The sequence below is a fragment of the Enterocloster sp. HCN-30185 genome, assembly GCF_037890305.1.
GTDB lineage: Bacteria > Bacillota > Clostridia > Lachnospirales > Lachnospiraceae > Enterocloster.
The window spans coordinates 112,793-138,209 of sequence record NZ_JBBKBT010000002.1 but is presented as its reverse complement, the minus strand read 5'-3'; the positions used below and the strand labels follow the sequence as shown (position 1 = coordinate 138,209).

Genomic DNA, 25,417 nt, shown 5'->3' with positions numbered 1-25,417 from the left:
AAACCTTTCTGACTGCTCCTTCCTCCTAAAAACGCTTCCCGTCTCCCAAAACACGTCCGCTGAATACAAAATAAACCCCAACTGCCACCGCACTGGCAATAACATCGGCCGCCGGCTCTGCATAAAATACGTTTTCTATTCCCGCAAGCGCCGGAAGGATCAGCATTGCAGCCAGATATACGGCTTTTCTGAACATCGACTGACTGATTGCCAGAGCCGCTGCACCCATTCCTGTAAATCCGTCTACTACCTCATACTGAATAGCAAGAGGAACAATGGCAAGGACGCTGATGCGGATGGCGCGCACACTGGTTTCTATAAAAAAGCGGTCATTTGTAAAAATCTCAGCAAATTGTGCCGACAGTGTCATTGCAATGACAAACATAACCGCTGTAAATACCATTCCAAGACCAATGATGTGCTTCTGGGCTTTTCGGATCCGATCCGGACGGCCTGCTCCATAATTATACCCCAAAATAGTCTGCGTGCCTCCGGTAATTCCTCCCAGCGGCATAGTGATCATCAGCATAAAACTCTGCACGATGGTATTGCAGGTCAAAAGCACATCGCCCATTTCGTAGCTTCCATAATGGCGGATCAGCATATTCATAATAATGATCAGGCCGCTGTCTGAAGCCGTGATCAAAAAGGGGGACAGGCCCAGTACCAATACACGGGCCATAAGCTCCTTTTGATATCCTCCAAAGGTAATCCGCACCAGAGGCCGCTTTCCCAAAAGGAAAAACAGGACATAAACACAGGAAGCAAGCTGGGAAAGAACGGTAGCGATCGCAGCTCCCTTTACTCCCAGATCCAGCACAAAGATAAAAACGGGATCTAATATAATATTGCTGACAGCCCCTAAAAGCACGGTCATCATTCCTACCTTTGCAAAACCCTGACAGATAATAAACTGATTCATGCCAGTGGAAAGAAGGGCAAAAGCAGTTCCTGACAGATACCAGGTCAGATATTCATCCGCATAAGGAAAAATAGCCGGACCGGCGCCAAATACGGTCAGAAGCTGATTTTTAAACAGATACATAACCGTCATTAAGACGGCTGCCATGACTGCAAGGAGCACAAAGCAGTTAGCTACCACATTTTGGGCCGCCTTTTCATTCTTCTGCCCCAGACGGATGCTCATGATCGGCGCTCCTCCAATACCAACCCAGCTGGCAAAGGAAGTGATCAGGGTCACCACTGGGCCGCAGACGCCTACGGCTGCCAGAGCCTGCCCTCCGATTTCCGGTATGTTTCCTATGTACATACGGTCTACGATACTGTATAAAACACTGACAAATTGAGCCAGCATGGAAGGAAATGCAAGCTTCCATACCAGCTCTCTTATGCGATCTGTATCCAGATTATTTTCCAGTTTCACGATTTTTCTCCTTGATATAGGTTATTTTCCCCTGAATCGGGAAATTTCCTCTGCCAGTTCCCTTGCGCTGTCTGTCATGCCCTTAAACGCCCCAAACCGGTAAAGGCTGGCTATAAAGAGGCCGATCGGCACTGCCAGGATCATTCCGGCAAGCCCCCTTATCTTAAAGCCAAGATAAAGCAAAAACAGGGTCAAAAGGGGATTTAATCCCATAGTATCCCCTACCAGCTTAGGCTGCACCAGCTGGCGGATCACCTGTGTCAGCACATAGATCAGAATCAGCCCTGCCGCAAAGGCATACTCTCCGCCCAGGACTTTGATGATTCCCCAGGGGATCAGGGCAGTTCCCGTACCAAATACTGGAAGAAAATCAAGCAGGGCGATCAAAAGCGCCCATAAAGGCCCGTAGCTTACGCCCAGAATGAAAAAGCCGGCTGTCAGGATCAGCCATACGACAGCCATAATTTTAAACTGCGCCATAAAATACCCACCGATCAGCCGTCTGGACTCTTTTTTCAGATGATTGGAATACCGGCCGGTCCACTCCGGCATATGGCTTCTTATAACAGACAAGATCCGGTCACGGTCTGCAATAAAAAAATAAGCCGAAAGAATGATGACCACAAAATACACCAGCGCAGCCGGGATCCCTTTTGCTACAGTTCCTGCCGCTTCCATAGTAGGCGAGGCAATGGACTCCGCCAGCTTTCCAATATAGGCTCCCAGATTGTCTCCCAGAGTCATCCATGCATCCCGCATGGTTTCAGGCATGAAATCAAAGATACCTTCCAGCCGTCCCAGGCTGCTCTGTACATCTCCTTCAATCCCTGCATATAAGACCGGAAGATCCTGGATAAAGGACCAGATAAAATGAAGCATTCGGGATACAGCAAGATATAAAAGCCCTATCACCAGAGCCAGAGCTCCTGCCACGATCACAATAGAACTGTGCCTGCGCACCAGCTTCAGCCTGCGCTCTAAAAAGCGCACCAGCGGATTGGCGATCATGGCAATGATCCATCCCACGACAAAAGGCATGAAAAACCCCAGAAGCTTCGGCCCCAGAAAACACAGAAAGAACCATCCAGAGGCTGGAATCATTATATTTAAGATCAGACGCAGAATATACCGCCACTGGGGTTCTGTTTTTTCCCGACTGTTTTTATATTCCTCCATACGGTCTCACCTGTCCTTTCCTGTACGGCCCATTTTATCCAAACAGCTCTAATCTTCCAGCCCCTTTAACCCATATCCTTCTGCCACACGCTTAAAGGCAGGAAGAGAACGCCGGATCTGGTCAAAGGATACGCAGTAGGAAATCCTTACATAACCCGGACAGGCGAAGGAGCTTCCCGGAACCACCAGAATATGTTCCTTTTTGCAGGCCTCACAGAATTTCTTCTCATCCGGCTCCGGAGATTTTACAAACATATAAAAAGCACCCTGGGGCTTTACACATTCAAAGCCGGCTTCCCTCAGTCCCCGGTACAGAAGATTCCGGTTCCTGTCATAGGCCTCTATATCTGCCGTCTCATCCACACAACGCATAACAACGCGCTGCATCAGGGACGGAGCATTGACCGCTCCCATGACACGGTTTGCGATTACAGCCGCATTGAATACCTCTTTGCTGTCTGTAAGCTCATCCGGGATCACCAGATATCCGATACGCTCTCCAGGCAGGGAAAGGGATTTGCTGTAAGAATAGCAGATGACCGTATTATGGTAAAATTTCGTCACATAGGGAACCTCTGCCCCATCATATGCCAGCTCTCTGTAAGGCTCGTCAGAAATCAATACGATCTGTGTGCCAAATTTCTTTTCCTTTTCTGTCAGGATTTCCCCCAAACGCGTCAGTACAGCTTCTGAATAGATTACTCCTGTTGGGTTGTTGGGTGTATTGATAATGACAGCCTTCGTACGGTCTGTAATCCGCCTGGAAAATTCTTCCAGATCCGGCTGGAATGTTTCTGTGTCCGCCGGAACTACCTCCAGTATACCATCATAATTTCTCACATAATTGCCATATTCTACAAAATAGGGCGCAAAGGTCACAACCTGATCCTGAGGATTTAAAATCGTCTTTAAAATCACATTCAGGCCGCTGGCAGCGCCTACAGTCATCAGGATATTTCCCTGATGGAACTTTGTTCCAAAACGCCGGTTTAAGGACTGTGCGATGGCCTCCCTTACATCTTCAAAGCCTGCATTGCTCATATAGCCGTGAACCATAACAGATGGTTCCTCATTCACAATCCTGCAGATCGCCTCATTGACCGCCTCAGGCGCGGGCACATTGGGATTTCCCAGGCTGAAATCATATACATTTTCTGCTCCATATATGGCTGCCAGCCGTTTTCCCTCCTCAAACATAGCCCGGATTGCGGAGTTATTATTTACAAGCGGCTTCATCTTTTCTGATATCATACTCATGTCCTCTCTTTCCCGGTAACGTGCAGCGTTCTGCCCTCTGACCGCTCCTTTTCTCTGTACAGGAAAAATGCAGAAGCTGCTGCTCATTTGATTGTATCCTTGATGGGAAAGATTGTCAATACCATCAAAAAGCCATATCGAGACCCGGCCTCAGACAGGCGCAGGTTTGATATGGCTTTGAATGAAACAATAGTTCCGGCTACCGAAGCCCTTTAAAAAGAGCTTCTATTTCAGGCGTGACATCATCCGGCCAAAACTCTGCCGAAACTCTGCTTTCATCTAAGGTCAATGTAACATAGAGATCGTACCTTGCAGGCTGTTCTGGCTCACGCATACCATTCATATCAGCAAGCTCCCTGTCACGCAATGCTCCCATAAGAAGCTCGATCTGCTCCTGTTCTGTAAAAACAAGCGTTCCATCTTTCTGATAGAAGGGATTTTCCGTCTGGATCTGCTTTAAGGCTTCTCCTTCCGGAAGTCCGTCACCGTATTCTTCCCCGTTCACAATTGAGGATACATCCACGGAAATCCGGCTTACATGTTCAGCCGCAAAATAAGCTCCCGGCTCAACCCCCATTTTCTCTAAAACCTGTATAGTATTTGTAAAAGAGGGATAAACCGGCCATCTGCAAAGCTGATCCAGATGGTTTTCCATATACCGTTCCATCTCATCCGCAGAAGGCATTTCATTATAAGAATCTTTCAATGTTTCCGGGCCAAGAAGCATTTTGATCAGATCTCTCTGATATTCAGAAATATAACCGTCGTTTTTTCCCCACCGTTCCTGAATATACAGGCACAGCTCCTTTTCTGCAAACTGAAGCGCTCCCACCGGATCTTCTCTCATCCGGTCCTTAAGTTTCTGCCCCTTAAGATCGGTCTGATAGGCTCCAAGAAGCTCCTTTATGGCATCTTCTTCCATTGTATTAAACAGAGAATGATTTCCATTTCCCTGGTAGGAAACGTATCCCATCTCCTCCGGCTGCTGAGAAAGGATCGAATAAAGGCCCTTTTTATACGTTTCATTATTATAAATGTTCTCATAAGTTTCCAGCACATCTTCTAAATCCATGTGATACCTGCGGCTGACCTGCCGGCCGTTCTTTAAACGATAGCGGATAAGGATCTGGCTGAAATACCGGTCATACGCTTCATCTCCCTCTTTGCCAGCCACAAAAACAGAGGTTGGACCATCGGCTCCTCCAATGACAGATATGGCTGAGGCATCCTTACTGCTATAATGGTTCACAGACATGGAAACTTCGTTTAAGCTGATCTGCGCTTCCCAGCGGTTCAGCTTTTCTTCCCTGTATCCTGCCGCTTCTCTGGAAGCAGCCTCTGCCAGAGCAATAACAGACTCAAAATCGGTAAGCTCCATCTTCTCTTTTATAAAATCTCCCGCACTTTCATATATCAGTCTCCGGGTATCTCCCTGCCGCATCACTCTTGGCATATTGGCGGCAAACGAATGATCAATGGATAAATCCACACTGGCAGAAGCAATTTCCTCCTGAGATGGCACATAGGAATCATAGCCATACCAGTCATAACGGAAGCTGCAAAAAAACAGCATTCCCGCTCCCAGGCACAGCGCCAGCTGCATTTTGTGTGAAAAAAGCTTTTTAAAATCAAAATGATAGATGATCTCAACCATGCAGTGCACAAGGAGAATCCCTGCTGCCGTTCCAAACAGCCCCCATTTCACCTGGCTTTGCAGCGTCCAGAAAAACCATCCTCCCGCCATTCCTCCAAGAAGTACCAGAAGGATACGAACCGGAGCCTTGCTTTTTGAAAATGCCATGGCTTTTCCGGCTGCCTCTGAGGGTCTAAGACGGTAAAGCTCTAAAGACAGGGCAGTAACTGCCATCATACAGGCTGCTGCCTTTAATACCTCAGCCATTTTGATTCCATCCGCGTCCGAAACAGAAGCAACAGACCAGATGTATGCTCCCACAGGGGACAGATTTTGCATCGCCCACAAGTAAGGAGAACTGTCCGCATACCAGAACTCACCTGCCGATGTGACAAAAAACTGATCTGCAAATGCGCCCAAAAGTCCGGCTGCCAGAGGAACAAAACCGAAAAAAACGGCCGTACCCAAAAGACCGATCACTATATTTCCCGTCATCATCATGGCAACTGTAACGGTTCCATAGACAAGGCTGTAATACAGAAGGTTCATTCCAAAGGCAGCTGCCATGGAGCCGAAAAATTCAGAAACAGGCACTCCATAAGCGGCGGCTACTGCCGTAAACAGGAGGCAGCCAAACAGATATGCTGCTGCCGGGATCAGTATCCCGTCCCCGTACTGAACTGCAAACAGCACTTCTCTCCTCACAGGGATACTATGGTAAAAATCGACCTTTTTCTTATTGTGAAGATAGGAGAACGCCGTCACTCCTACAACCACCGCAGCCATCAGGAATAAAAAGACCATCAGCCCATTTCCATAGGAAATTTCATCCAGTACAACTTCCCTCTTGAAAAATGCAGTCATCATCTCATACTGCTTGGCAGTGAAATGCTCCGGAAGCAGCTTTTCAATCGGCTCATAGTCATTATAGGCGCGAAACTCCATTCGCCGGGCATTTTCCATAACTAATGCCAGCTTTACCGGAAGGGCAAAGAAAAAAACCAGAAACATCAACGCCAGCACCCAGATACGCCGTTTGATATCCTCTTTCATCAGTCCCCATATTCTGTCACAGACCTTTTTTTCAGAAAACAAGTTTTTTGACGTCATATCCTGCCACCTCCGTTTCACTGATAAAAATTTCCTCCAGAGTCAGAGGAATACATTCAAAAAATACAGGATCACAAGCTCCAAGCTTTGCCTCGATCTCTTCCCGCGTTCCCCGGACGGTCAGCGTAAGAAGCCTTCCTCTGCGCTCTGTGGACAGAACTTCAAGACTTACCAGATCCTCCGGCTCCATTCCGGGCTGCAGTACACACTGGATCTTGTGAATATTCAGCTTCATATCATCCAAATCCTTTGAAAGGAGGATTCCTCCCTTATGAAGCAGGCCTACATGGTCGCAGATATCTTCCAGCTCCCTGAGATTGTGGGATGCGATGATAGGCGTCAGATTCCGGTCTTCCATATCGGCGGCAAACAGGCTCTTTACTGCCTGGCGCATGACCGGATCCAGTCCGTCAAATGTCTCGTCGCAGAACAGATACTTTGTATTAGCACAAATCCCGCAGATCACGGACACCTGTTTTTTCATTCCCTTGGAAAAAGTGTGGATCCTGCGCTTTTCATCCAGTCCAAAACTTTTTAACAGGCGGCGAAACCTCTCCTTGTCAAAACGCTCGTACACACGGGAATAATAAGCCATCATGTCAAGGGGCGATGCATTGCTGAAAAAATATGCCTCATCGGATATATAAAAAACCATTCTTTTAGCTGCCGGATTTTCAAATACCTCCTGGCCGTCAATGGTAATGTGTCCCTCATCCGGCTTTAAAATGCCGCTTGCAAGACGTAAAAAAGTAGATTTTCCCGCACCATTGGTACCGATCAGTCCAAACACGCTTCCTTCCCTGATCGCAGCGTCTATATGATCAACTGCCGTAATATCCTCAAACCGTTTCGTCAGCTTCACTGCCTGAATCATGGTCGTCTCCCCCTTCTTCCTTATTTTTCTCAAGATTAAGCATCCGTTCCAGTCGCTCTGTCATTTCTCCCGGAGAAATGCCGATCTGTATACCATCCTTCACCGCACGGTCAAAGCTCGCTTCCCAGGCTTTTTTTCTTCCGCTCCTTAACCGGCTCCCTTCCGCCACGAAGCTGCCCTTTCCCTTAACAGAATAAATATAGCCTCTTTGCTCCAGTTCTGCATACGCTCTCTGGATGGTATTGGGATTGATGGAAAGCTCCGTCGCAAGGCTGCGGACTGAGGGAAGCTTTGTATTTTCCGTCAGGATTTCTTGAAACATCAGCTCCTCCAACCGTTCTGTGACCTGTTCATACAGAGGCCTCCGATCCCTGTAATCCAGTACGATCATTGGAATCTCTCCTTTCTCTGTTTTAACTGTACTAATTCTCTTAATACAGTTATCCTGATTTAACAATACCATGAACCAGTCTGAAATACAATAACAATTTTCTTACGATTCTTGACAGTTTGTGGTACAATTCATTCAAACAGCATCAGATTCAGGAGGTCTCCCCATGCAAAGCAGATATCAATTCAGAGAAATCACAAAATCAGGGGTTCCCCAGATGTTTTCAATGATCCTTAAGCGGATGGAGTGGATGGACGAAAAAGGGATACAGCAGTGGAATGCTGCAAAGTATGATACGATCTATCCTCTGTCTTATTATGAAGAAAAACGCTGCCGCAGAATGGAACGATTAAGACGAATGACAAATGCCGGTCGTGCTGTGTTACCAGATATGAGTGAGAAGGGATTTGTGGTTGATAAAGATATTTTGAATGCGCTTCAAACAGACGCAGAAGTTTGGGAAAGTTTCAAAGTTTTCCGCCACTTTATCAGCGTGTGAGAATTGATACAATTCAAATTAAGAAAAAACAGCCGGAACTATTCCAGAGTCGCTTACAGAAGCTTTTAGATAACACAAAAGCGGGGGGTATGTATGGCGAATGGAATGATAATGGGCGACTGTTTACGGTATGACAACTTGGAATTTGAGGTGGAAATATGGCATCAAGCAAGGAATACTTAGAGTTTATTTTAGGGCAGCTATCTGAGTTAGAAGAAATTACTTATCGAGCTATGATGGGAGAATTTATTATTTATTATCGTGGCAAGATTGTAGGCGGTATCTATGATGATAGATTACTTGTTAAACCAGTAAAATCAGCAATTAGTTATATGCCGACAGCTCCGTATGAATTACCCTATGAGGGAGCAAAAGAGATGTTGTTGGTAGATGAAGTTGATAATAAGGAATTTTTGACAGGCTTGTTTCATGCAATATATGATGAACTGCCAGCCCCAAAACCGAAAAAGAAGAAATAAACAACTTCCAGTTTGTATATACCCTTAATACAACAAAATGCCTTATCCAGACGGAGTGAACCAGATGCAGCAACAGCTGAAATGTATTCACTTAAACCAGAAAAGAGGGTGCTGCAAAATCATCCACAATCGAATGATTGAGCAGCACCCTCTTTCCTGTTGTTCAGGCCACTATGCCTTACTCTTTGACGTCTATTAAAAGGTGTTTTTCATTTCTAAACTTTTCCTAACGAAGCCGGCTTCATCTGGCTTTCAAACTCACTTGGCCCATCTTTTGACTTGTCTGTGCCGGGCTTTTTCCATGCATGCATAGCCAGTGCCATGGCGATTACGCCATAGGAAACGAATACGCGGAAATACTCACCGATCACAGGATCTCCGAACAGTTCCTTTCCTGCTAACGGAGATACGATAAACAGGGTATGGAACAGAACGATGCCTAAAAGAGCATTTTTATTTGTCGCCTTCTGCACGGAAGCGCCGCCTACCAGAAGCGCTGCAATAGCAAACTGCCCCACCTGGGTATGCGCACCATAGGTAGACATGGTGCCGATATTCTGCAGATAAATAAGCTGTCCCCAGCTGGCAAGCACGGTAGAAAACAGCATGGCGATAATACGGGTCTTATCCACATCAATACCTGCAGAGTTTGCTACCGCACGGTTCTGGCCTACTGCCCTCATATTCTGTCCCAGACGGATCCGCATCAGCAGATTGTTGAATACGCAGAGAGCTCCAATAGAGATATAGGTCATCACAGGAAGCTGTACGGCAATCAGCACGTTAAACAGTGCAGGAATATAGGTAAGTCCATATACTGCACCAGCCAGAACGATAAAGACAAGGGCTCTGCGTATATCAAAGGTGTCTCTTTTGCCAAAACTTCCGGCTCCCGTATGTTTCGTCATTTTATGTCTCACGATCTGAAACAGCTGCCACAGCACAACGCTCAGACAGCCCAGCTCTACCGCCGACAAAAGCAGCAGACGGTCAGAAGATAAGAACTGCTCCACCGGTCCGATAAAAGTCAGGGCATAGACAAAAACTGCTGCCGCCGCCTTAAGCGCTGTATCCTTCCAGTTCACTGCCTGTTTTTTGATCCGCTTGTGAATGGTGGTAAAGAGAAGTCCTGCAATTACCAGATAGAAGCCAATTTCCAGAACCGTCAGCATGGGAATGGTATCCAGAGCATATTTTACCGTATCCTTTAGGTCAATGGTATTCTTTACGCCTACTCCTGTGGCAATCATCAGCGTAGGATTATTCATAGCAATCACGCCGCCGAATACGAACAGGAAGATCAGCTGGTAAATACCATCTGCAAAATATCCCAGGATCAGGCCCGCGATCATCTCATTTCCCTTTACCAGGTTGAAGAGTTTTCCTACCAGGAAGCCGAACACCAGCGCAATAGGGGTAGCCAGGGCAACGGTAATGAAAAAGCCGCCAACTCCCGTAAAACCCCAGTAAGTGGTAAGGAATAAGGCAATCTGTGCCGCCATGGCGCCTACTACAATACCAAAATTCAGACCCAGACCCGTAATAACCGGAATGATCAGTGCCAGCACGATAAACGCATTTCTGGCGATTCTGGTAAACAGCTCCGGGATCACAAAGGTCAGAGGCTGTTTCGATGCAGCCGTAGCTCCTACACAAAGAAGAAGGAACAGGATCACTACCTTATTTTTAAATAAGAAATCAGATATTTTTTTATTCACGGCTGTCACCTCCCTTTGCCTGTGCCAGTGCATACAGAATAATACCATTAGAGATGATCAGACGCATTACCTCTGATAAGTTGCTCTCCGGAATGAACTGGTTTACAACCGGAAGGCCCAGAGCCATGATGCCCTGAAACAGGAACGTACCGATCAGCACGTGGGCAATGGAGGCCCGCCTTGGAGTAGCGCCTCCGATCAGTACGGCTGCTACAGAGGTAAAGCCCATCATCATAGGACCATTGTACAGCTGGATGAAGCCGAAGGCCTGTGCATATACCAGGATACCTACTGCAGCCAGGACGGTCGAAAGAATGGTACCCACCAGACGCATCCGGTTTACATTGATGCCTGCGGCCTTGGCAAACATCGGATTCGTACCTGCCGCACTCATGGCAATTCCAGTCTTAGAACGCATAAAGAGCCACACCAGAAAGCACATGAGGAAGAAAAACAGAAGAAGTCCGGTAGGAACAAAAAAGTCTCCAATGGAAAAAGCAAGGGTGTCATTCATAACACCGCTGTAGGAGGAAGCAAGGGAAATTGTATTTCTCAGTCCCTTTCCGGCATTGGGCCAGATCAGCTCACCATTGTCGAAGGGAAGAAGCATCCAGACCATATTCATGAAAGCGATCACGGAAAATCCTACATAGGTAGTAACGGTCATTTCAGAGCCCTTTACCCGGTTTAAGAGCTGGCCGTAGAGGTATCCGATGCCCACTGCCAGAATCACGCCGATCACAATGGCAGCCAGAATAGCCACCCAGGCTGCAAAGAGAGGATGGATTGCTACCAGAGCGGGATTTTGTGCAATATCCAGCTGGATCACAACCAGACCTCCCAAAAGCCCTCCTACAATACCCATGGTGATACCAAAGTTCGGTCCGATCCCGCACTGGATCGCCGGCACCATTGCAAGAGCTAAAACACCGTACATTCCCCAGCGGCGGAGCACATCACTGAAAAACTGGGGCAGATTCATCTGGAATGCCCCTGCACATACCACCAGAAACAGAAAAAAGAGAACGATAATAATACGCGGAAGGCCGAATTTACGGATCATCTTCTTAACAGAATCAGTCATTTTCCATTCCTCCTTTCCGTGTTCCGGACATAGCCAGACCGAAGTCGGCATCCGAATCGTCCGGTTTTAAAATACCCGACAGCTTTCCATCAGAAATGATCGCAATCCGGTCTGAAATCGACCGCAGTTCTACCAGCTCAGAAGAAACGATGATCACCGTCATGCCCGTCTCGCGGTTCAGTTTTGCCAGATACTCAAGCACCAGCTTCTTGGCGCCAATGTCAATTCCTCTGGTAGGCTCCGATACAAACAGGATATCCGGTTCCAGAGTCAGTGCTCGTGCCAGACATACTTTCTGCTGATTGCCGCCGGAAAGACGGCCTGCCGCCTGCCCGATACCAGTACAGCGGATATCAAGCGTTTCTACCATATGAGTGGCATGAACTTTGGCAGCGGCAGCATCATATAAATGAAACCAACCGATCTTTTTTAAAAATCTGCCGTTGGTCTGCATGGCAGAAAAGACGATATTCTGCTCAATGCTTTCGTTCAAGAGAAGGCCCACACCGCGGCGGTCCTCTGATACAAAGGCTACCTTATGATCCAGGGCATCTCCCAGTTTATCCAGATTTAAGGCCTCGCCATTAATCCTCACTTCACCGCTGGCCTTATAAAGCCCCATGATGCCGTTAGGGATGCCAAGTTTACCCTGGCCTGCCAGGCCGCCAATCCCAAAGATTTCTCCTTTTCGGATATCCATATCAATCCCATTGACCTGCTCGCCCGGCATATCTACTCTGTAATTTCTTAAGCTGACAGCAATTTCATCGTCCCGGATCACCCGTTCATCCGGTATATCATCATCTAACAGCTTCTCCACTTTGCGTCCGATCATCAGTTCTGCGATCTCAACCACATTTGTATCCCTGATCTCACGTCTGGCTACAAATTCTCCATCCCTGAGAACCGTCATACTATCCGCCACTGCCATGACCTCATCCAATCGGTGGGTGATAAAAATAATGGCAATTCCGCTGGCGGCGATCACTTTCATGGCCTCCAGTAAGCGTTTAGCCTCTGATTCGGTCAGCACTGCAGTTGGTTCGTCAAATACCAGTATCTTAAGTCCCGTTTTATCAAGCTCTCTGGCGATCTCAATAAACTGCATATATCCTACGGGAAGTCCTGCTACTTTTACATACTCTTCAATCTCAAGCCCAATGGTTTTAAGGGCCTTTCTTGCATCCCGATCCATAGAATCAAAATCCAGGGTTTCCATCGATTCTCCAAATACACGGCTGGCCAGGTTTGCATGACTGATTTCCCGGCCCACCTTAATATTTTCCGTAACGGAAAATCCCGGAATCAGCATAAACTCCTGATGTACCATACCGATTCCCAGCTCCATGGCCTTTACCGGGCTGTTGATCTGCACTTCCTTTCCGTCAATCTCAACGGTTCCTTCAAAACCGCCTGTGTTGTGAATGACCGGCATACCAAACAGGATATTCATCAGGGTGGATTTTCCTGCGCCGTTTTCTCCCATCAGCGCATGAATCTCACCGGGACGTACCGCAAGGTCAACTCCCTTCAGGACACGGTTCCCGAAATATTCTTTCACAATATGATCCATTTTCAGGACATAGGTTTCTTTTGCATTTTCCAAAATACCAACCTCTTTCTTTTTGACTTCTTTTTCTACCGCCCTCCATCAGGGAAAAATGAAAAAAGGAGTCCGCCAGCTTCTGCCCCAAAGACGCCAGCCGGCGAACCCCCTGCTTCTTATATCAGCCCCATTGCGGTCAAGTCTATTTAAATGTAACGAAATCTGACATTACCAGGAAGTGGTTATCCTTTTCGTTTCCGCTGTCATCTACATAATGCTCAATGGTCATATTTGCATCCGGTGTATACTCTTTTGCACATTCCTGAATGGTAGCCTTCAGAACTTCCTCATCAAGAACCTCACCGTTGGTCTCGCCTTCCAGTACCTTTTTTGCATACTCAACGCCTGCATTTACAAACAGCATATTGCAGGGAACGCCCCATGTGGAAACGCGGCCGTTCATTCCATACTCGTCTACCTTTGCCTGAAGTTGTTCCATCATATATGTAACGTCTGCTTCGTGACCGGACATATCAATGTTTAAAGCTGCCGGGAATGCGTGGAACGGAGACGGGCAGCACTGTAAGGAGTAGATCGCGCCGTTTTCAAATACGGAACGGATCAAAGGCTCCTGCATACCGCAGTTTGTGGTGAAGAATACGGTGTCCTTGCCATACTTTTCAATCTGGCGGGGAACATCCTCCAGAATAAACTGCTGTGCGCCTGTAATACCGGAATCGCCGGTAGGATCGGGAGCGGTTACGTCAACCAGCTCGATTCCGTTTTCTGCACAGTATTTCTTCATGTTCTCATGACGTGCAACAATCAAAGCATAGCTCATATGACGCGGGAAAGAGTAGTGGATCAGCGTCTTTGCTCCCTGAGCCTTTGCCTGAGGCGGAATCACAACACCGCAGCCTGGCTCGTCGACCTGAAGGACGATATCGGCCTTTGGATTGATAACGCCCGGATCCTCGCCGGGAGTACCTGCGATGAAGATCATATCCGGACGGGTCTCACGAACCTTGTCAATGGCTGCTGCAGTACCGGGAACTGCCTGGCACCATACGATTGCCTTAACAGCCGGATCAGAAGCCATAGCCACTGCATTAGAGATCAGGGTTTCTGTCTCTGTGGTGAAGTTATCAGGATAGGTAGAGGTAACAACCATGTCACCATATTTTTCTTTCATCTTATTTGCCTGAGTGATCTCCTCATCACCCTGGGAGGCCGTACCGGTAATAATACCAATCTTAAAGTCTTCTGCCGATGCTGTTTCTGCTTCTGAGGTCCCCTCTTTCTTTTCCCCATCAGCCGGTGCAGCCGTCGTTGCCTCTGATGCCGGTGCAGCTGTTGTCGCTGCCGGTTCTGCGCTGCGGCATCCTGCTAAAGACATTACCATTGCAGCTGCCAGTGTCAAACTGAGAAAACGTTTTTTCATTCCTTCTCCTCCTTTTTTAAGTCGGGTATCTTTTTATATACCCCGTTTTTAACCCGCCCTGTTTTTCCTTTCGCGAATTGTTCGTATTATATCACATGGTTTGTATCTTGTCAAAAGACATTTGTCCGTTTGGCACAATATAAGTTGATATTTTTTCAGTCTTTCGCATATTGTATACAAATATGTTGATATAATTCCAATCAATTTGCAAAAAATTAACTTTATAATCAGTTTTATTTGTATTTTATCTTAATATTATCTTCCAAAATATCTATATTCTAAATATAGACGAACTTTATTTTTAACATTGTCTTTTTTTAAGAACAATGTTTTTGAACCTGGCTGGAGATCGAACAAAGAAAAGAGGATTAAAAAAAGACGCAGCAAAATGCCGCGCCTTTTCAGACTTTCGTCGATCTGTTTTGTTTTACTTCTGAGGGCCAGCTGCAACCAGAGCCTTGCCAGCCTCATTGCCTTCGTATTTTGCGAAGTTCTTAATGAATCTGCCAGCCAGGTCCTGTGCCTTTGCATCCCACTCTGCTGCATCTGCATAGGTATCTCTTGGATCCAGGATTTTGGGATCTACGCCGGGAAGCTCAGTAGGTACTTCAAAGTTGAAGTATGGGATGGTCTTGGTAGGAGCATTCTTGATATCACCGTTTAGGATAGCGTCAATGATGCCGCGGGTATCCTTAATAGAGATACGCTTTCCGGTACCATTCCATCCGGTATTTACAAGATAAGCCTTTGCGCCGCTCTTTTCCATTCTCTTAACCAGCTCTTCTGCATACTTGGTAGGATGCAGCTCTAAGAATGCCTGGCCAAAGCATGCAGAGAAGGTAGGAGTCGGCTCGGTGATGCCGCGCTCTGTACCTGCAAGTTTTGCTGTAAAGCCGGACAGGAAGTAATACTGTGTCTGCTCAGGAGTAAGAACAGATACTGGAGGCAGTACGCCGAATGCATCTGCGGACAGGAAAATTACATTCTTCGCTGCCGGAGCAGAGGAAACGGGACGTACAATATTCTCAATATGATTGATCGGATAAGATACACGGGTATTCTCGGTTACGCTGTCATCTGCGAAATCGATCTTGCCCTCTGCATCCAGAGTAACGTTTTCAAGCAGAGCATCACGGCGAATGGCATTATAAATGTCCGGCTCAGACTCTTTGTCCAGGTTGATAACCTTGGCATAGCAGCCACCCTCAAAGTTAAATACGCCGTTGTCATCCCAGCCATGCTCGTCATCACCGATCAAAAGACGCTTAGGATCGGTAGACAGAGTGGTCTTTCCGGTACCGGACAGGCCGAAGAAGATAGCGGTGTTCTCGCCGTTCATATCTGTATTTGCGGAGCAGTGCATGGAAGCGATGCCTTTCAGAGGCAGGTAGTAGTTCATCATGGAGAACATACCCTTCTTCATCTCACCGCCATACCAGGTGTTAATGATAACCTGCTCACGGCTGGTAATGTTGAACATAGCAGCTGTCTCAGAATTTAAGCCCAGCTCCTTATAGTTCTCTACCTTTGCCTTGGAAGCATTGTAAACAACGAAATCAGGCTCAAAATTCTCTAATTCCTCAGCAGTTGGCTGAATAAACATATTAGTAACAAAGTGTGCCTGCCAAGCTACTTCTACGATGAAGCGGATTGCCATGCGGGTATCCTTGTTTGCGCCGCAGAATGCATCTACAACGTAAAGCTTCTTATTGGACAGCTCCTTTAACGCAATCTCCTTGCAGGCCTTCCATGCTTCCTCAGATGCAGGATGATTGTCATTCTTGTACTCATCAGAAGTCCACCATACAGTATCTTTGGAGTTCTCATCTACCACGATGAATTTGTCTTTTGGAGAACGGCCGGTGTAGATACCAGTCATAACGTTAACTGCGCCTAATTCACTGACCTGTCCTTTCTCGTAACCTTCCAGCTCGGGTCTGGTTTCTTCTTCAAATAACAGCTCATAAGAAGGATTGTGTACGATCTCAGTTGTTCCGGTAATGCCATACTTGCTTAAATTGATCTCTGCCATACTACATTAACCTCTTTTCTTTCCTGTGATATGATGTGAAATGATGTAAATGTGAATGTCTGGTTTATAAAACCAAATTCAAGTCTATTATCTCACTTTATTGTTAAAAAGTCAACAATTCCATTTTAACAAAATTCTAATTTTTACAGAAAATGGTACAGATATGACAAATACCGGCCCCCTGGACAATGTCCAAACGGCCGGTACCTTATTCTAGTGAATGAGACAGTACACTAGTCTTCTTTAATTTTTACAATTACCTTCTTAATAGGGGCAGGTTCACCGTCTGCTGCCTTTGGCTTGTGTGCATCCCATGGATGGAAGATCATGTACTGACCTGCCTTTACAACTGCCTGAAGGCCGGGAACCGTGTTCTCATAAAACGTTACATCTTTATCCGGATTGTAAGGAGTCTTTACCTCCATCTCATGTGTCGGAGCATAGGTCATAACCTCACTCCCCTCGATCACATACTGGATATCGGTGTAATGCTCGTGAGACTCATACTTTGCCTCTTCCCACGGAATCGTAGTGTAGGAGGTCACATTGGCATATACATTGGTTCCGTCGATCTCATGCTTTCCAGCCTCTAATGCTGCCAGATCCGTGTTCATAAGAAAATCAACGGCCTTTGCGTATCTTCCCTCAATTCCCAGATTGCGGTAAAAATTCAAATTTTTCTTTTCATCAAAAATCATGATTCCAGTCTCCTTTGCCTTCTGTATTGGACAGTTTCCCGTCACTTCACAGTATACGCCAAAGGATGCGGAAACTCAACCCTTTTTGAGTCTTTTCTATGGGCGGTTATCTGAAAAATTCATGACCGTCATGTGCAAAGAGATAGGTAAGACTGGAATCAAACCAGGAAGCCTGTTTTCCCGAAGCCCTGCGGTTCATAAAGTAAATAGCCCCGTTTGAGTAATCCTCTCCATCCAGGGCGCGGTCTACGCAGCGGATGGTATCCGGCGTCACCTTTACGGTGTTGATCCTGCCATTTGATACGGGCTGGAACTGGTTTCTCTGGTATACAACCCCTTTTACCGTATTGGGGAACCGCTTGGAAAGGACACGGTTAATGATCACATCTGCCACCAGAATCTTCCCCTTATCATCACAGATGCCTGCTTCGGCCTGTACAATACGCAGCAGGATCTGGTAATCCTCGTCTGAAATCCGGATCCGTCTGGCGGCCCGCCGCTCCTCCTCAGCCTTTCTTCTGGCTTCCTCTTCTTCCTTCTCTTTTAAAATCTGCTTCTGCAGCGCCTCAATCTCTGTCTGGGCTGCTGCCTCTCTTCTCTGTTTCTCCCGGACATCCTGTTCCAGCAGCGCGCCTGCCAGATGCTGGCCTTCACTGTCTGTATTTAAAAGTCCAAATTGTATTTTTGCTTCCGTAACAAAGCTGCTTCCTCCAGATACCACTTCCTCTTCCGGTTCTTCCGGCTCCTCTGCGCTTTCCTGGATCCTGGGCGCAGCCATGGCATTTCTACCGCTTCCGCCAAATCCGTTTGCACCGAAGGTTACAATGGCAATGACTACAGCCCCTGCCATCACAACAGAAGAAGTGCGGTACTGTTCTTTTTTGACCTTAACTGCAAGCGCCTTTACAAAGAGAACGACCGACTGAAGGAATGAATGCAATGTAAGCATACATACTCCTCTTTTCTTTCCTGGGATCTGTCTGATCCCATGTGTCAACAAGTTGCTTTTCATCAGATCCAAAATAAGGTTTATTCCCCACTTTTGACCTGTTTTGCTGGGATGTACGGGTATTATATGGGATTTGGTTCTACCCGTCAACAGAGGTTTTACAACTTTGTTACATTTTTTTTGCATCAGGAAATAATTTCCGATTATATTGTGCTTATTGTATACTTTTTCTTGATATCATCCTGTTTTTTGAACGAAATATAGATTTTATTTTTACGTTTTTATTACATTATTGTTAATATTTAATTTTGTTATTTTATTAACAATACAATTTCAACCCTTTATGCCACCTGTTTTGCGGCTTTTTTCCGTTTTTTTCCTTCTGTACTTCACGATTTACCCTTTTACATTTTCTGTCGAAATATGGGATTAACCCCCACTTTTAATAGTTTTGTAATAAAAAAGTTTCTGTCCGATAATTCTATTGCGAAACAGAAACTCTCTTTTATCATGATTCTTTTTTATTTAATCTCAGGTCATAAGCAATCAGCTCTGAAACTATTTCATCACATATTTCGGAAACAGATTTTCCATCTGTTGCTACTGTGATATCCGCTGCCTCTTCATACAAAGCTCTGCGTTTTTCTAAAAGCTGTGAAATAAACTCTACATTCATATTATTATTCAGGATCGGACGTTCTGTACTGTTTTTCACCCGCTCATAAACAGTATTGGGCGTTGCAGTTAAAAACACAACCCGCCCATTTTTCTTCATATGATCCTTATTATCTTCCCGGACTACAATACCTCCTCCACAGGAAACGATCGTCTGTTTACGCTTTTGGAGTTCAATCAGCACATTGCTTTCCAGATTACGAAAATATGTTTCACCATATTCCTCAAAAATATCTGTGATGGCCATTCCTCTCTGCTCCACGATCAGCTGATCCATTTCAACGTAATTCATTTCCAGCTGTTTTTTTAATTCTCTAGCCACAGTGCTTTTCCCTGCGCCCATAAAGCCAATAAGGAAAATATTATAATTAAACAGAGCTTTAGCCTGAATCCTTCGGCTGTTCTTCACAATGTATTTGAAGATATCCAGTATCTCCTCCTCAAAGGGATTATCTCCCAGCTTACGCTTCAGGTTATCCTCCTGCTTTTTTTCCTGCTCCGGCTGCAGGATCGGAATTCCCTTTTCCTTCTTATATTCAATAATATCCTGAATACATCTCATTCTGGCAACCAGCTGCTCAATGATATTGTCATCACACTGTCCAATTTTATCACATATTTCTTCAATTCTGTCCATTGCACTCTCCTCTGTCTTCTTCGTCACACGAATTATTTTTGAATGCAATTATATCAGCAGAACCTAAAAAGCGCAATGATTTTATCGCTTTAACGCGCTATTTTCTCTTTATTTGGCATAAAAGGCAGGAAATTAATCACAATTCCAGAACAGATCAGTACAGCGCCTGCTACAAACTGCCATGTAATAATCTCATGAAGAAGCACCACCCCAAGTACTGCTGATACCAACGGCTGTAAAGGGTAAAACATAGAACAGGTACTTGCACTCAGCTGCTGAAGGCTCTTATTCCAAAAGGTGTGTGCTACCGCAGTTCCAACTACTGCAACAAACAGGCAGGCCAGCAATGCTTTTTCTGTAGGATGGCTTCTGAAAATGAACATATTCTCAAATACTGCTGCCGGTACGTTTAGAATCAGTGCAATGGCCATACCGTAAAGAGCGGTCTGAACCGGATCATAATATTCGGAGATTCTGCGAATGGATACAGAAGCTGCTGACCAGAGAATTACAGAGCCTGCGGAAAACAGGATTCCCATGATGTCAGTCTGCAGCTCTCCCGTTCCTAAAATAACATATACGCCTGCAAGAGATATAACAATGCCGATCGCATTTTTCCATGTGATCCTTTCCTTTAAAAATATCGCCGCCATAACAGAAATCGCAACGGGATTCAAAGAATTCATCAGGGAAGAAAGCGATCCTGACAATCTGGCGGTTCCGGCAAGCTGCAGTATAATTGCTGCAAAATATCCCAAGCCTCCCAGAATCATCAAATACGGCCAGTGCTCTTTCTGAACTTTTTTATGACATCCTTTTAACTTTAAAATACCATACAGACAGATCAGAGCTATTCCATACCGGCAAAAAGAAACTGTTACCGGCCCCATAACCTCCAAAGCATGCTTGCTCACAACATAAATACTTCCCCAGCAAAAAAAGGTAATCAACAAATACAGATACCCTACATTACGCTTCATGTTCCCTGTTCCTTCTTTCTGTTATCAGTAGCTTTACTTTGGTGAATTTCTACAAAAAAACAGCTGCTGCAGTTTCTCTTCTGCACAACTGTCTTTTATTATTTTATGGGCGGTTCATTATACCGCAAAATATTTTTCCATTATTTCCTTAACCGGCATTTCCTTACCTGTATAAAGTTTAAATGCCTCTGCCCCCTGCCATAAAAGCATCCCAATTCCCGGAATCACTTTACACCCTGCCGCCGCAGCATCTGACAGGAGTCTGGTTTCTCTCGGATTATAAACTACATCTGACACAGTCAGATCACTGCGAAAAACTTCAGGATTTTCAATCAGGCTCTCCTGATCCATAGGCTTCATTCCCACCCGGGTGGCATTGGTGAAAATATGACTGTCTTCTATTTCATGATAAAATAAATCCCTGTCTTCCAAATCATACAGATTCACCCGGCATCCTGAAACATGCCTGCGGATCTTTTCTACCGTAGCCTCTGCATTTGCAAAAAAAGTGTCCTTTCGTGCAAATATAGAAATCTCACTCATCCCTTCTAAAGCAGATGTAATCTCAATGGCAGTAGCCGCTCCACCGGAACCGGCAATCGTCATTTTCTTTCCCCTTATTTCAAAGCCATGCTCCCGGCAGTTTCTGACCCAGCCCAAACCGTCCGTGTTATGGCCAATTAGTTTGCCATTTTCATTTACTACCGTATTTACCGCTCCGATAAGCTGTGCTGCTTTTGAAAGCTCATCGCAGCAGGAAAGCGCTGCCGTCTTTCCCGGCATAGTAATATTAAAGCCCTTTACGTTTAATAACCGAAGCGCATTAATAGCCTTTGATGTATCTTCTTCTTTTATATCAAAAGCCAAATACACATAATCCAGCCCCAATTTTTGAAAACTGTAATTATACATAGCCGGCGATCCCGAATGCCCGACAGGGCTTCCTATCAGGCACAGCATTTGCGTATGTCCGCTAATTTCCATAACTCATTTCCTCCCTGTCTTAATTTTGGTCTATTTTACCCCAATCTCATAGAATATGCAAGTGCATTATTTCTTTATCAAATTTAAAAAACAGGGTTATTCAAAACAAGGCCTTTTCCTTCTTATGGCTTTATTGAAAAATCCCTGGACCGTCCAAAGATGATTCATGAATTTACCCGCTGTTTGACGCTTGCCGCTCCCCCAAAAAATGATGAAAACCCCACGTCTTTCATTGAAATCCCCTTTCTTTTTTCAGCCTTCTTTTTTTCTCAAAGACTGTTTAACTCTGCCTCCGTACTGCTGGGACACCTCTGGCTGTTCTGGCTGATTTTCTGCGTATATTACACTGCCGTAAAATTAAGCCTCCACAGCCTGCGCGGAAACCAGTTTTCCTGCTATCTCTCCTTTGTAATCCTGTCCGTTTCTGCCTACGGATTCTTTCTGGTAAACTATTTTGCCGTCCCTTATCTTCAAAAAGCAGTCGGAAGCTATGCGCTGGGTCTCATCGGCACTACCGGGCTGTATTCTCTCCTGCTTCTTGGAGCGATCCTTTTTTTCCGTCCGCGTTTTTTTAAACCGATCGAACAGTTAATACAGCTTGGAAAGAAATATCCCGCTATCGAACCCTACTATTTTCTCTTTTCCGCCTTAATCCTTGTGTTCTGTACGATGATCTTTTTACCTTTTTCCATCCTGTCCTCCCAGAACCCGCTGGTTTTTCTTTTATTTCCGGCTCTGTGCATCTTATTATCCGCCATGACATAAAAAATATTTTCTTCACTATGGGAAATTTTGTAAATGAAAGCGAAAACCAGGAGATGAAAGATTTTTTCTGGGGAAAAATCTTTCCCTGCTCCCAGGATACCATCCGCCAAAGCGAACTGCTGTCATCCATCTGCCAGCTGCCCTCCGAACCTCTGTAGGCCTTCTTCGTTTTAAAAACTTCTCAGGCTTTGCAGCAAAAATGTTCCATTTCCCTGCACATTCAGGTTCTCCCTAAAACCTGGCAGACCGGTATGGATCTGATCGATCTAACCCATATTCTGGGAATCCTGATTGATAATGCAATTGAAGAGGTTCTTCTGGTTCCCGATGGCATCATCGAAGTCCGCATTACAGGAAATGCCTGCGGCTGCTCCTATACAATCCGAAATTCCGTTACCCCGCGTACAATCCAGCAGGGCATCCATGCCGGAATCAGCACCAAAGGAGAGGGACGCGGAAAAGGGCTTTCCACTGTCCGTGAACTTTTAAGCCCTTATCACAATGCCACCCTGAATTCCTGCCTTCAGGGGGATATCTTTATCCAGAGCCTTACCCTGTCATGGCAGGATCCTCTGTCCTGAACCCTCAGAAAATGTCCTGAACTCAATCTATAATCCTGTTTTTACGACACCGCACACGCCATTTAAGCCAAATCCCACACGGATTTGGCTTTTTATGTTATGATCCGTCAGACGAAAGGAGACGCGATCTATGAAACGACTTATCTGGAAACCATTTTTCCATCTGCTGCTTCAGGCCAGACTTCCCTGGTTTTATATCCTGGTCTATACGCTTCTGTCTATGGCAGCAAGCCAGCTGTATCTGCTTTTTCCCTCCTATGCCCGGCAGATCATGAACGGCAGCCTGAATCCGGAGCTTATTTGTACAGTAATTGCCGTTGTTTCAGGACAGGCATGTATTACCTCTGTCAGCCAGTTTATTTTAGCAGCTGCAAGTGCAAAGGTTTCTCTGCGCCTGCGCGAGCTTATCTGGAGACAAATCCTCCGCCTTCCTGTTCCTTTTTTTGACGCACAGCCCTCAAAAGATCTGATCAGCCGCGTAACCCAGGACACCGCAAGGCTCAGTGACCTGGCTGTTTCTTTTCCCGGAAATGTGCTGTCCTCCCTCTACACGTTTTTCGGTTCCTTTGTGCTCCTCTTTTCCTATCACCGGAAGCCGTTATGATCCCCCTTCTGTATGCTCTCGGCGTATGGCAGGGAAAAATCCAGTTTTCATGGAATGAAAGGATTCAGGGAAAAAACGCCGGGCTTACCGGTCATCTGTCCGAAATCCTGTCCAATCTGCCTCTGGTAAAAGAAACGGGGAAACCACTGGATTCATCAGTTGTTTCAGGTAAATATTTCCAATTCTCTTATCACTAATCTTCTGCTCCAGTTAAAAAACCTTGCTTCACTGCTCCATACAACTGCCATGATCGGGCTGCGACTGTGGATGATCTCCCATAATGAAATCACCCTTGATATCTGGGTTGCATTTTATCTCTACTCCCAGAACCTTTTAAACTCATTTTCCAGAATCATGAGCATCTGGGGAACCGTTAAATCCAGTCAGGGAGCAGTCCGCCGGATCACAGAGCTTATGGCAGAACAGACGGAACCTGATGATCCCTACACCGGTTCAGACGGGATGAAAGGAGATATCCTGTTTGAAAATGTATCCTTTTCCTACGAAAATCAGCCTGTACTGAAAAATCTTACCTTTACAGCCCCGGAGGGGAAAACAACGGCCCTCGTCGGTCTAAGCGGGGCCGGTAAAACTACTGTTTTTCAGCTTTTGGAACGCTTCTATTCTCCGGATCAGGGAAGTATCCGCATGGGTAAAACAGATATTTTTAAACTCCCTCTGGTACAGTGGCGGCGTATGATCGGCTACGGGCCCCAGAGCCCCTATCTTTTTTCCGGAACGATCCGCGAAAATATCCTTTATGGGATTCACCGGCCTGTAACTGAACAAGAGCTTTTACAGGCCATAGAGGATTCCCAGTGCAGTGATTTTATACGTGCCATGCCCCACGGCCTTATGACCCGGATCGGAGAAGGCGGCAGCGGGCTCTCCGGAGGGCAGCGCCAGCGTATCTCTCTTGCGCGGCTGTTTCTCCAAAACCCCAAAATCCTTCTTTTGGATGAGGTGACTGCGAACCTTGATCCGGAATCAGAATACAGGGTGGAACAGGCCCTTGCCCGTCTCAGAAAAGGACGGACCACATTCGTCATCGCCCACAGAACGTCCGCTGTAAAGGACGCTGATGAAATCATTCTCTTAAATAGCCGGTCCTTTAACACACCGGTTCCAGAAAGGAGTTTATGATGATACAAAAGAAACTGCAGGCCTGGAGGCCATTTTTTCATCTTCTGTCTGTTTCCGGTATTCCGTGGATCTGGTATCTGGCAGACGTTCTATTCGGACTTGTGATTTCCATGCTTACCGTCTGCCTCCCCCAGATAACCGGCGCCATTATGCAGGGGGAAATCTTTGACAAAGAACTGATTGCAGATTATGCCGGGATTACGCTCTTTTCCATGCTGCTCAGTTTTCTTTCCACCCTCTTTGGCTCATCTGTGCACGTTTGGTTCCTTCAAGAATTTCCTCGTATTCATCCTTTGTGCAGCTGCACATAATCTGATAAATGTCTTCCCTGGAAATGTCATTGAATTTTTCGGAAATTATCATTTCTTCATTTCCGAATGCAAAGTACTGTTCCAGATCCGGATCGGTTCCATTTGTGACCACCACAGCTTCATTGCTGATTGCAATTGCCCGTTTCTTCTTATTTAGATTGCCTATAATACAGTTTACATCCTCTCTTGTAAGAGGCTCTTTGCGGATCACTTCCTCCCGATTTCTGACATAAGAGCCGTTAAATGACAGAATAACATCAAATTCAATTCCTTCAAAGCGCGGTATAAACGGGTAGCTTCTTCCCGTTGCCATACATAAAAGAATCCCCTGCTTCTGTAACTGTTTTAACGCGGATCTTACCGGTTCTGACAGATCATTGTGCCTGAACCGGAGCAGTGTTCCGTCTATATCAAAAAATGCAATTTTAATCATAATAACTCCTTCTTTTCCCTATAACAAAAGACC

The 25,417-nt window shown here is 45.8% G+C and carries 24 protein-coding genes; 7 read left to right on the top strand and 17 right to left on the bottom strand.

What is annotated here, in order from left to right; translation table 11 throughout:
• Nucleotides 1–25 precede the first annotated feature (25 nt).
• The 6 genes from WKT10_RS02960 to WKT10_RS02935 form a co-directional block, all read right to left on the bottom strand.
• Entirely contained in the window at nucleotides 26–1,384 is a 1,359-nt protein-coding gene (locus WKT10_RS02960; RefSeq protein WP_340275358.1) for an MATE family efflux transporter, read from the bottom strand.
• 21 nt (nucleotides 1,385–1,405) lie between these two features.
• Nucleotides 1,406–2,560, bottom strand: coding sequence for a sporulation integral membrane protein YtvI (ytvI, locus tag WKT10_RS02955; RefSeq protein ID WP_066547479.1), 1,155 nt, complete (start codon nucleotides 2,558–2,560; stop codon nucleotides 1,406–1,408).
• A gap of 48 nt (nucleotides 2,561–2,608) precedes the next feature.
• Complete coding sequence (locus WKT10_RS02950) at nucleotides 2,609–3,811, bottom strand: pyridoxal phosphate-dependent aminotransferase (protein ID WP_066550693.1); 1,203 nt, start codon at nucleotides 3,809–3,811, stop codon at nucleotides 2,609–2,611.
• A 205-nt stretch (nucleotides 3,812–4,016) separates the two neighbouring features.
• A complete protein-coding gene (locus tag WKT10_RS02945) occupies nucleotides 4,017–6,560 on the bottom strand; it encodes a DUF6449 domain-containing protein (protein ID WP_340275356.1) in 2,544 nt (847 codons plus the stop codon).
• Nucleotides 6,535–7,434 (bottom strand): ABC transporter ATP-binding protein, encoded by a 900-nt coding sequence (locus WKT10_RS02940; RefSeq protein WP_066547475.1) that lies wholly within the window; start codon nucleotides 7,432–7,434, stop codon nucleotides 6,535–6,537. The genes WKT10_RS02945 and WKT10_RS02940 overlap by 26 nt, the downstream gene beginning before the upstream one ends.
• Nucleotides 7,400–7,825 carry a GntR family transcriptional regulator gene (locus WKT10_RS02935; RefSeq protein WP_066547472.1) on the bottom strand — a complete coding sequence of 142 codons (426 nt, stop codon included), beginning with the start codon at nucleotides 7,823–7,825 and terminating at the stop codon, nucleotides 7,400–7,402. The genes WKT10_RS02940 and WKT10_RS02935 overlap by 35 nt, the downstream gene beginning before the upstream one ends.
• A gap of 166 nt (nucleotides 7,826–7,991) precedes the next feature.
• On the opposite strand from WKT10_RS02935, the gene WKT10_RS02930 reads away from it, so the two are divergent.
• Genes WKT10_RS02930 through WKT10_RS02920 form a run of 3 tightly spaced genes read left to right on the top strand, consistent with a single transcriptional unit; the run spans nucleotide 7,992 to nucleotide 8,803 of the window.
• Nucleotides 7,992–8,324, top strand: coding sequence for a hypothetical protein (locus WKT10_RS02930; protein ID WP_296037734.1), 333 nt, complete (start codon nucleotides 7,992–7,994; stop codon nucleotides 8,322–8,324).
• A complete protein-coding gene (locus tag WKT10_RS02925) occupies nucleotides 8,321–8,458 on the top strand; it encodes a hypothetical protein (RefSeq protein WP_340275352.1) in 138 nt (45 codons plus the stop codon). The genes WKT10_RS02930 and WKT10_RS02925 overlap by 4 nt, the downstream gene beginning before the upstream one ends.
• 24 nt (nucleotides 8,459–8,482) lie before the next feature.
• The gene (locus tag WKT10_RS02920; protein WP_296037738.1) at nucleotides 8,483–8,803 is read left to right on the top strand and encodes a TfoX/Sxy family protein; all 321 of its coding nucleotides are present in this window, start codon (nucleotides 8,483–8,485) and stop codon (nucleotides 8,801–8,803) included.
• A gap of 215 nt (nucleotides 8,804–9,018) precedes the next feature.
• Here WKT10_RS02920 and WKT10_RS02915 read toward each other — a convergent pair whose 3' ends face one another.
• From WKT10_RS02915 to aroE, 10 genes are all read right to left on the bottom strand, one after another.
• A complete protein-coding gene (locus WKT10_RS02915) occupies nucleotides 9,019–10,521 on the bottom strand; it encodes an ABC transporter permease subunit (RefSeq protein ID WP_340275350.1) in 1,503 nt (500 codons plus the stop codon).
• Nucleotides 10,514–11,605: an ABC transporter permease subunit gene (locus WKT10_RS02910; protein WP_066547468.1), complete on the bottom strand. Its 1,092-nt coding sequence runs from the start codon at nucleotides 11,603–11,605 to the stop codon at nucleotides 10,514–10,516. Before WKT10_RS02910 ends, WKT10_RS02915 begins: the two co-directional genes overlap by 8 nt.
• Entirely contained in the window at nucleotides 11,598–13,178 is a 1,581-nt protein-coding gene (locus tag WKT10_RS02905; protein WP_066550690.1) for a sugar ABC transporter ATP-binding protein, read from the bottom strand. Before WKT10_RS02905 ends, WKT10_RS02910 begins: the two co-directional genes overlap by 8 nt.
• Before the next feature lie 175 nt (nucleotides 13,179–13,353).
• On the bottom strand, nucleotides 13,354–14,592 hold the full coding sequence (locus WKT10_RS02900; RefSeq protein ID WP_337932700.1) for a DUF3798 domain-containing protein: 1,239 nt from the start codon (nucleotides 14,590–14,592) through the stop codon (nucleotides 13,354–13,356).
• A 427-nt stretch (nucleotides 14,593–15,019) separates the two neighbouring features.
• A complete protein-coding gene (gene pckA, locus WKT10_RS02895; protein WP_066547460.1) occupies nucleotides 15,020–16,624 on the bottom strand; it encodes a phosphoenolpyruvate carboxykinase (ATP) in 1,605 nt (534 codons plus the stop codon).
• Nucleotides 16,625–16,857: 233 nt separating this feature from the next.
• The gene (locus tag WKT10_RS02890; protein ID WP_066547458.1) at nucleotides 16,858–17,322 is read right to left on the bottom strand and encodes a YhcH/YjgK/YiaL family protein; all 465 of its coding nucleotides are present in this window, start codon (nucleotides 17,320–17,322) and stop codon (nucleotides 16,858–16,860) included.
• 106 nt (nucleotides 17,323–17,428) lie between these two features.
• Nucleotides 17,429–18,271: a cell wall hydrolase gene (locus WKT10_RS02885; protein ID WP_066547456.1), complete on the bottom strand. Its 843-nt coding sequence runs from the start codon at nucleotides 18,269–18,271 to the stop codon at nucleotides 17,429–17,431.
• 508 nt (nucleotides 18,272–18,779) lie between these two features.
• On the bottom strand, nucleotides 18,780–19,583 hold the full coding sequence (locus WKT10_RS02880) for a shikimate kinase (protein ID WP_066547455.1): 804 nt from the start codon (nucleotides 19,581–19,583) through the stop codon (nucleotides 18,780–18,782).
• An 89-nt stretch (nucleotides 19,584–19,672) separates the two neighbouring features.
• Nucleotides 19,673–20,563: a DMT family transporter gene (locus tag WKT10_RS02875; RefSeq protein WP_296037753.1), complete on the bottom strand. Its 891-nt coding sequence runs from the start codon at nucleotides 20,561–20,563 to the stop codon at nucleotides 19,673–19,675.
• A 117-nt stretch (nucleotides 20,564–20,680) separates the two neighbouring features.
• The gene (gene aroE, locus WKT10_RS02870) at nucleotides 20,681–21,547 is read right to left on the bottom strand and encodes a shikimate dehydrogenase (RefSeq protein WP_066547453.1); all 867 of its coding nucleotides are present in this window, start codon (nucleotides 21,545–21,547) and stop codon (nucleotides 20,681–20,683) included.
• Nucleotides 21,548–21,706: 159 nt separating this feature from the next.
• Here aroE and WKT10_RS02865 point away from each other — a divergent pair, with 159 nt between their 5' ends.
• The 4 genes from WKT10_RS02865 (at nucleotide 21,707) to WKT10_RS02850 (ending at nucleotide 24,640) form a co-directional block, all read left to right on the top strand.
• On the top strand, nucleotides 21,707–22,312 hold the full coding sequence (locus tag WKT10_RS02865) for a hypothetical protein (RefSeq protein ID WP_296037757.1): 606 nt from the start codon (nucleotides 21,707–21,709) through the stop codon (nucleotides 22,310–22,312).
• 251 nt (nucleotides 22,313–22,563) lie between these two features.
• Nucleotides 22,564–22,893, top strand: a complete 330-nt coding sequence (locus WKT10_RS02860; RefSeq protein WP_066547446.1) for a GHKL domain-containing protein — start codon at nucleotides 22,564–22,566, stop codon at nucleotides 22,891–22,893.
• A gap of 130 nt (nucleotides 22,894–23,023) precedes the next feature.
• Nucleotides 23,024–23,497: an ABC transporter transmembrane domain-containing protein gene (locus WKT10_RS02855; protein ID WP_340275342.1), complete on the top strand. Its 474-nt coding sequence runs from the start codon at nucleotides 23,024–23,026 to the stop codon at nucleotides 23,495–23,497.
• A 159-nt stretch (nucleotides 23,498–23,656) separates the two neighbouring features.
• A complete protein-coding gene (locus tag WKT10_RS02850) occupies nucleotides 23,657–24,640 on the top strand; it encodes an ABC transporter ATP-binding protein (protein ID WP_340275340.1) in 984 nt (327 codons plus the stop codon).
• A gap of 219 nt (nucleotides 24,641–24,859) precedes the next feature.
• Here WKT10_RS02850 and WKT10_RS02845 read toward each other — a convergent pair whose 3' ends face one another.
• Nucleotides 24,860–25,384, bottom strand: coding sequence for an HAD family hydrolase (locus WKT10_RS02845; RefSeq protein ID WP_340275338.1), 525 nt, complete (start codon nucleotides 25,382–25,384; stop codon nucleotides 24,860–24,862).
• Between the last annotated feature and the right edge of the window lie 33 nt (nucleotides 25,385–25,417).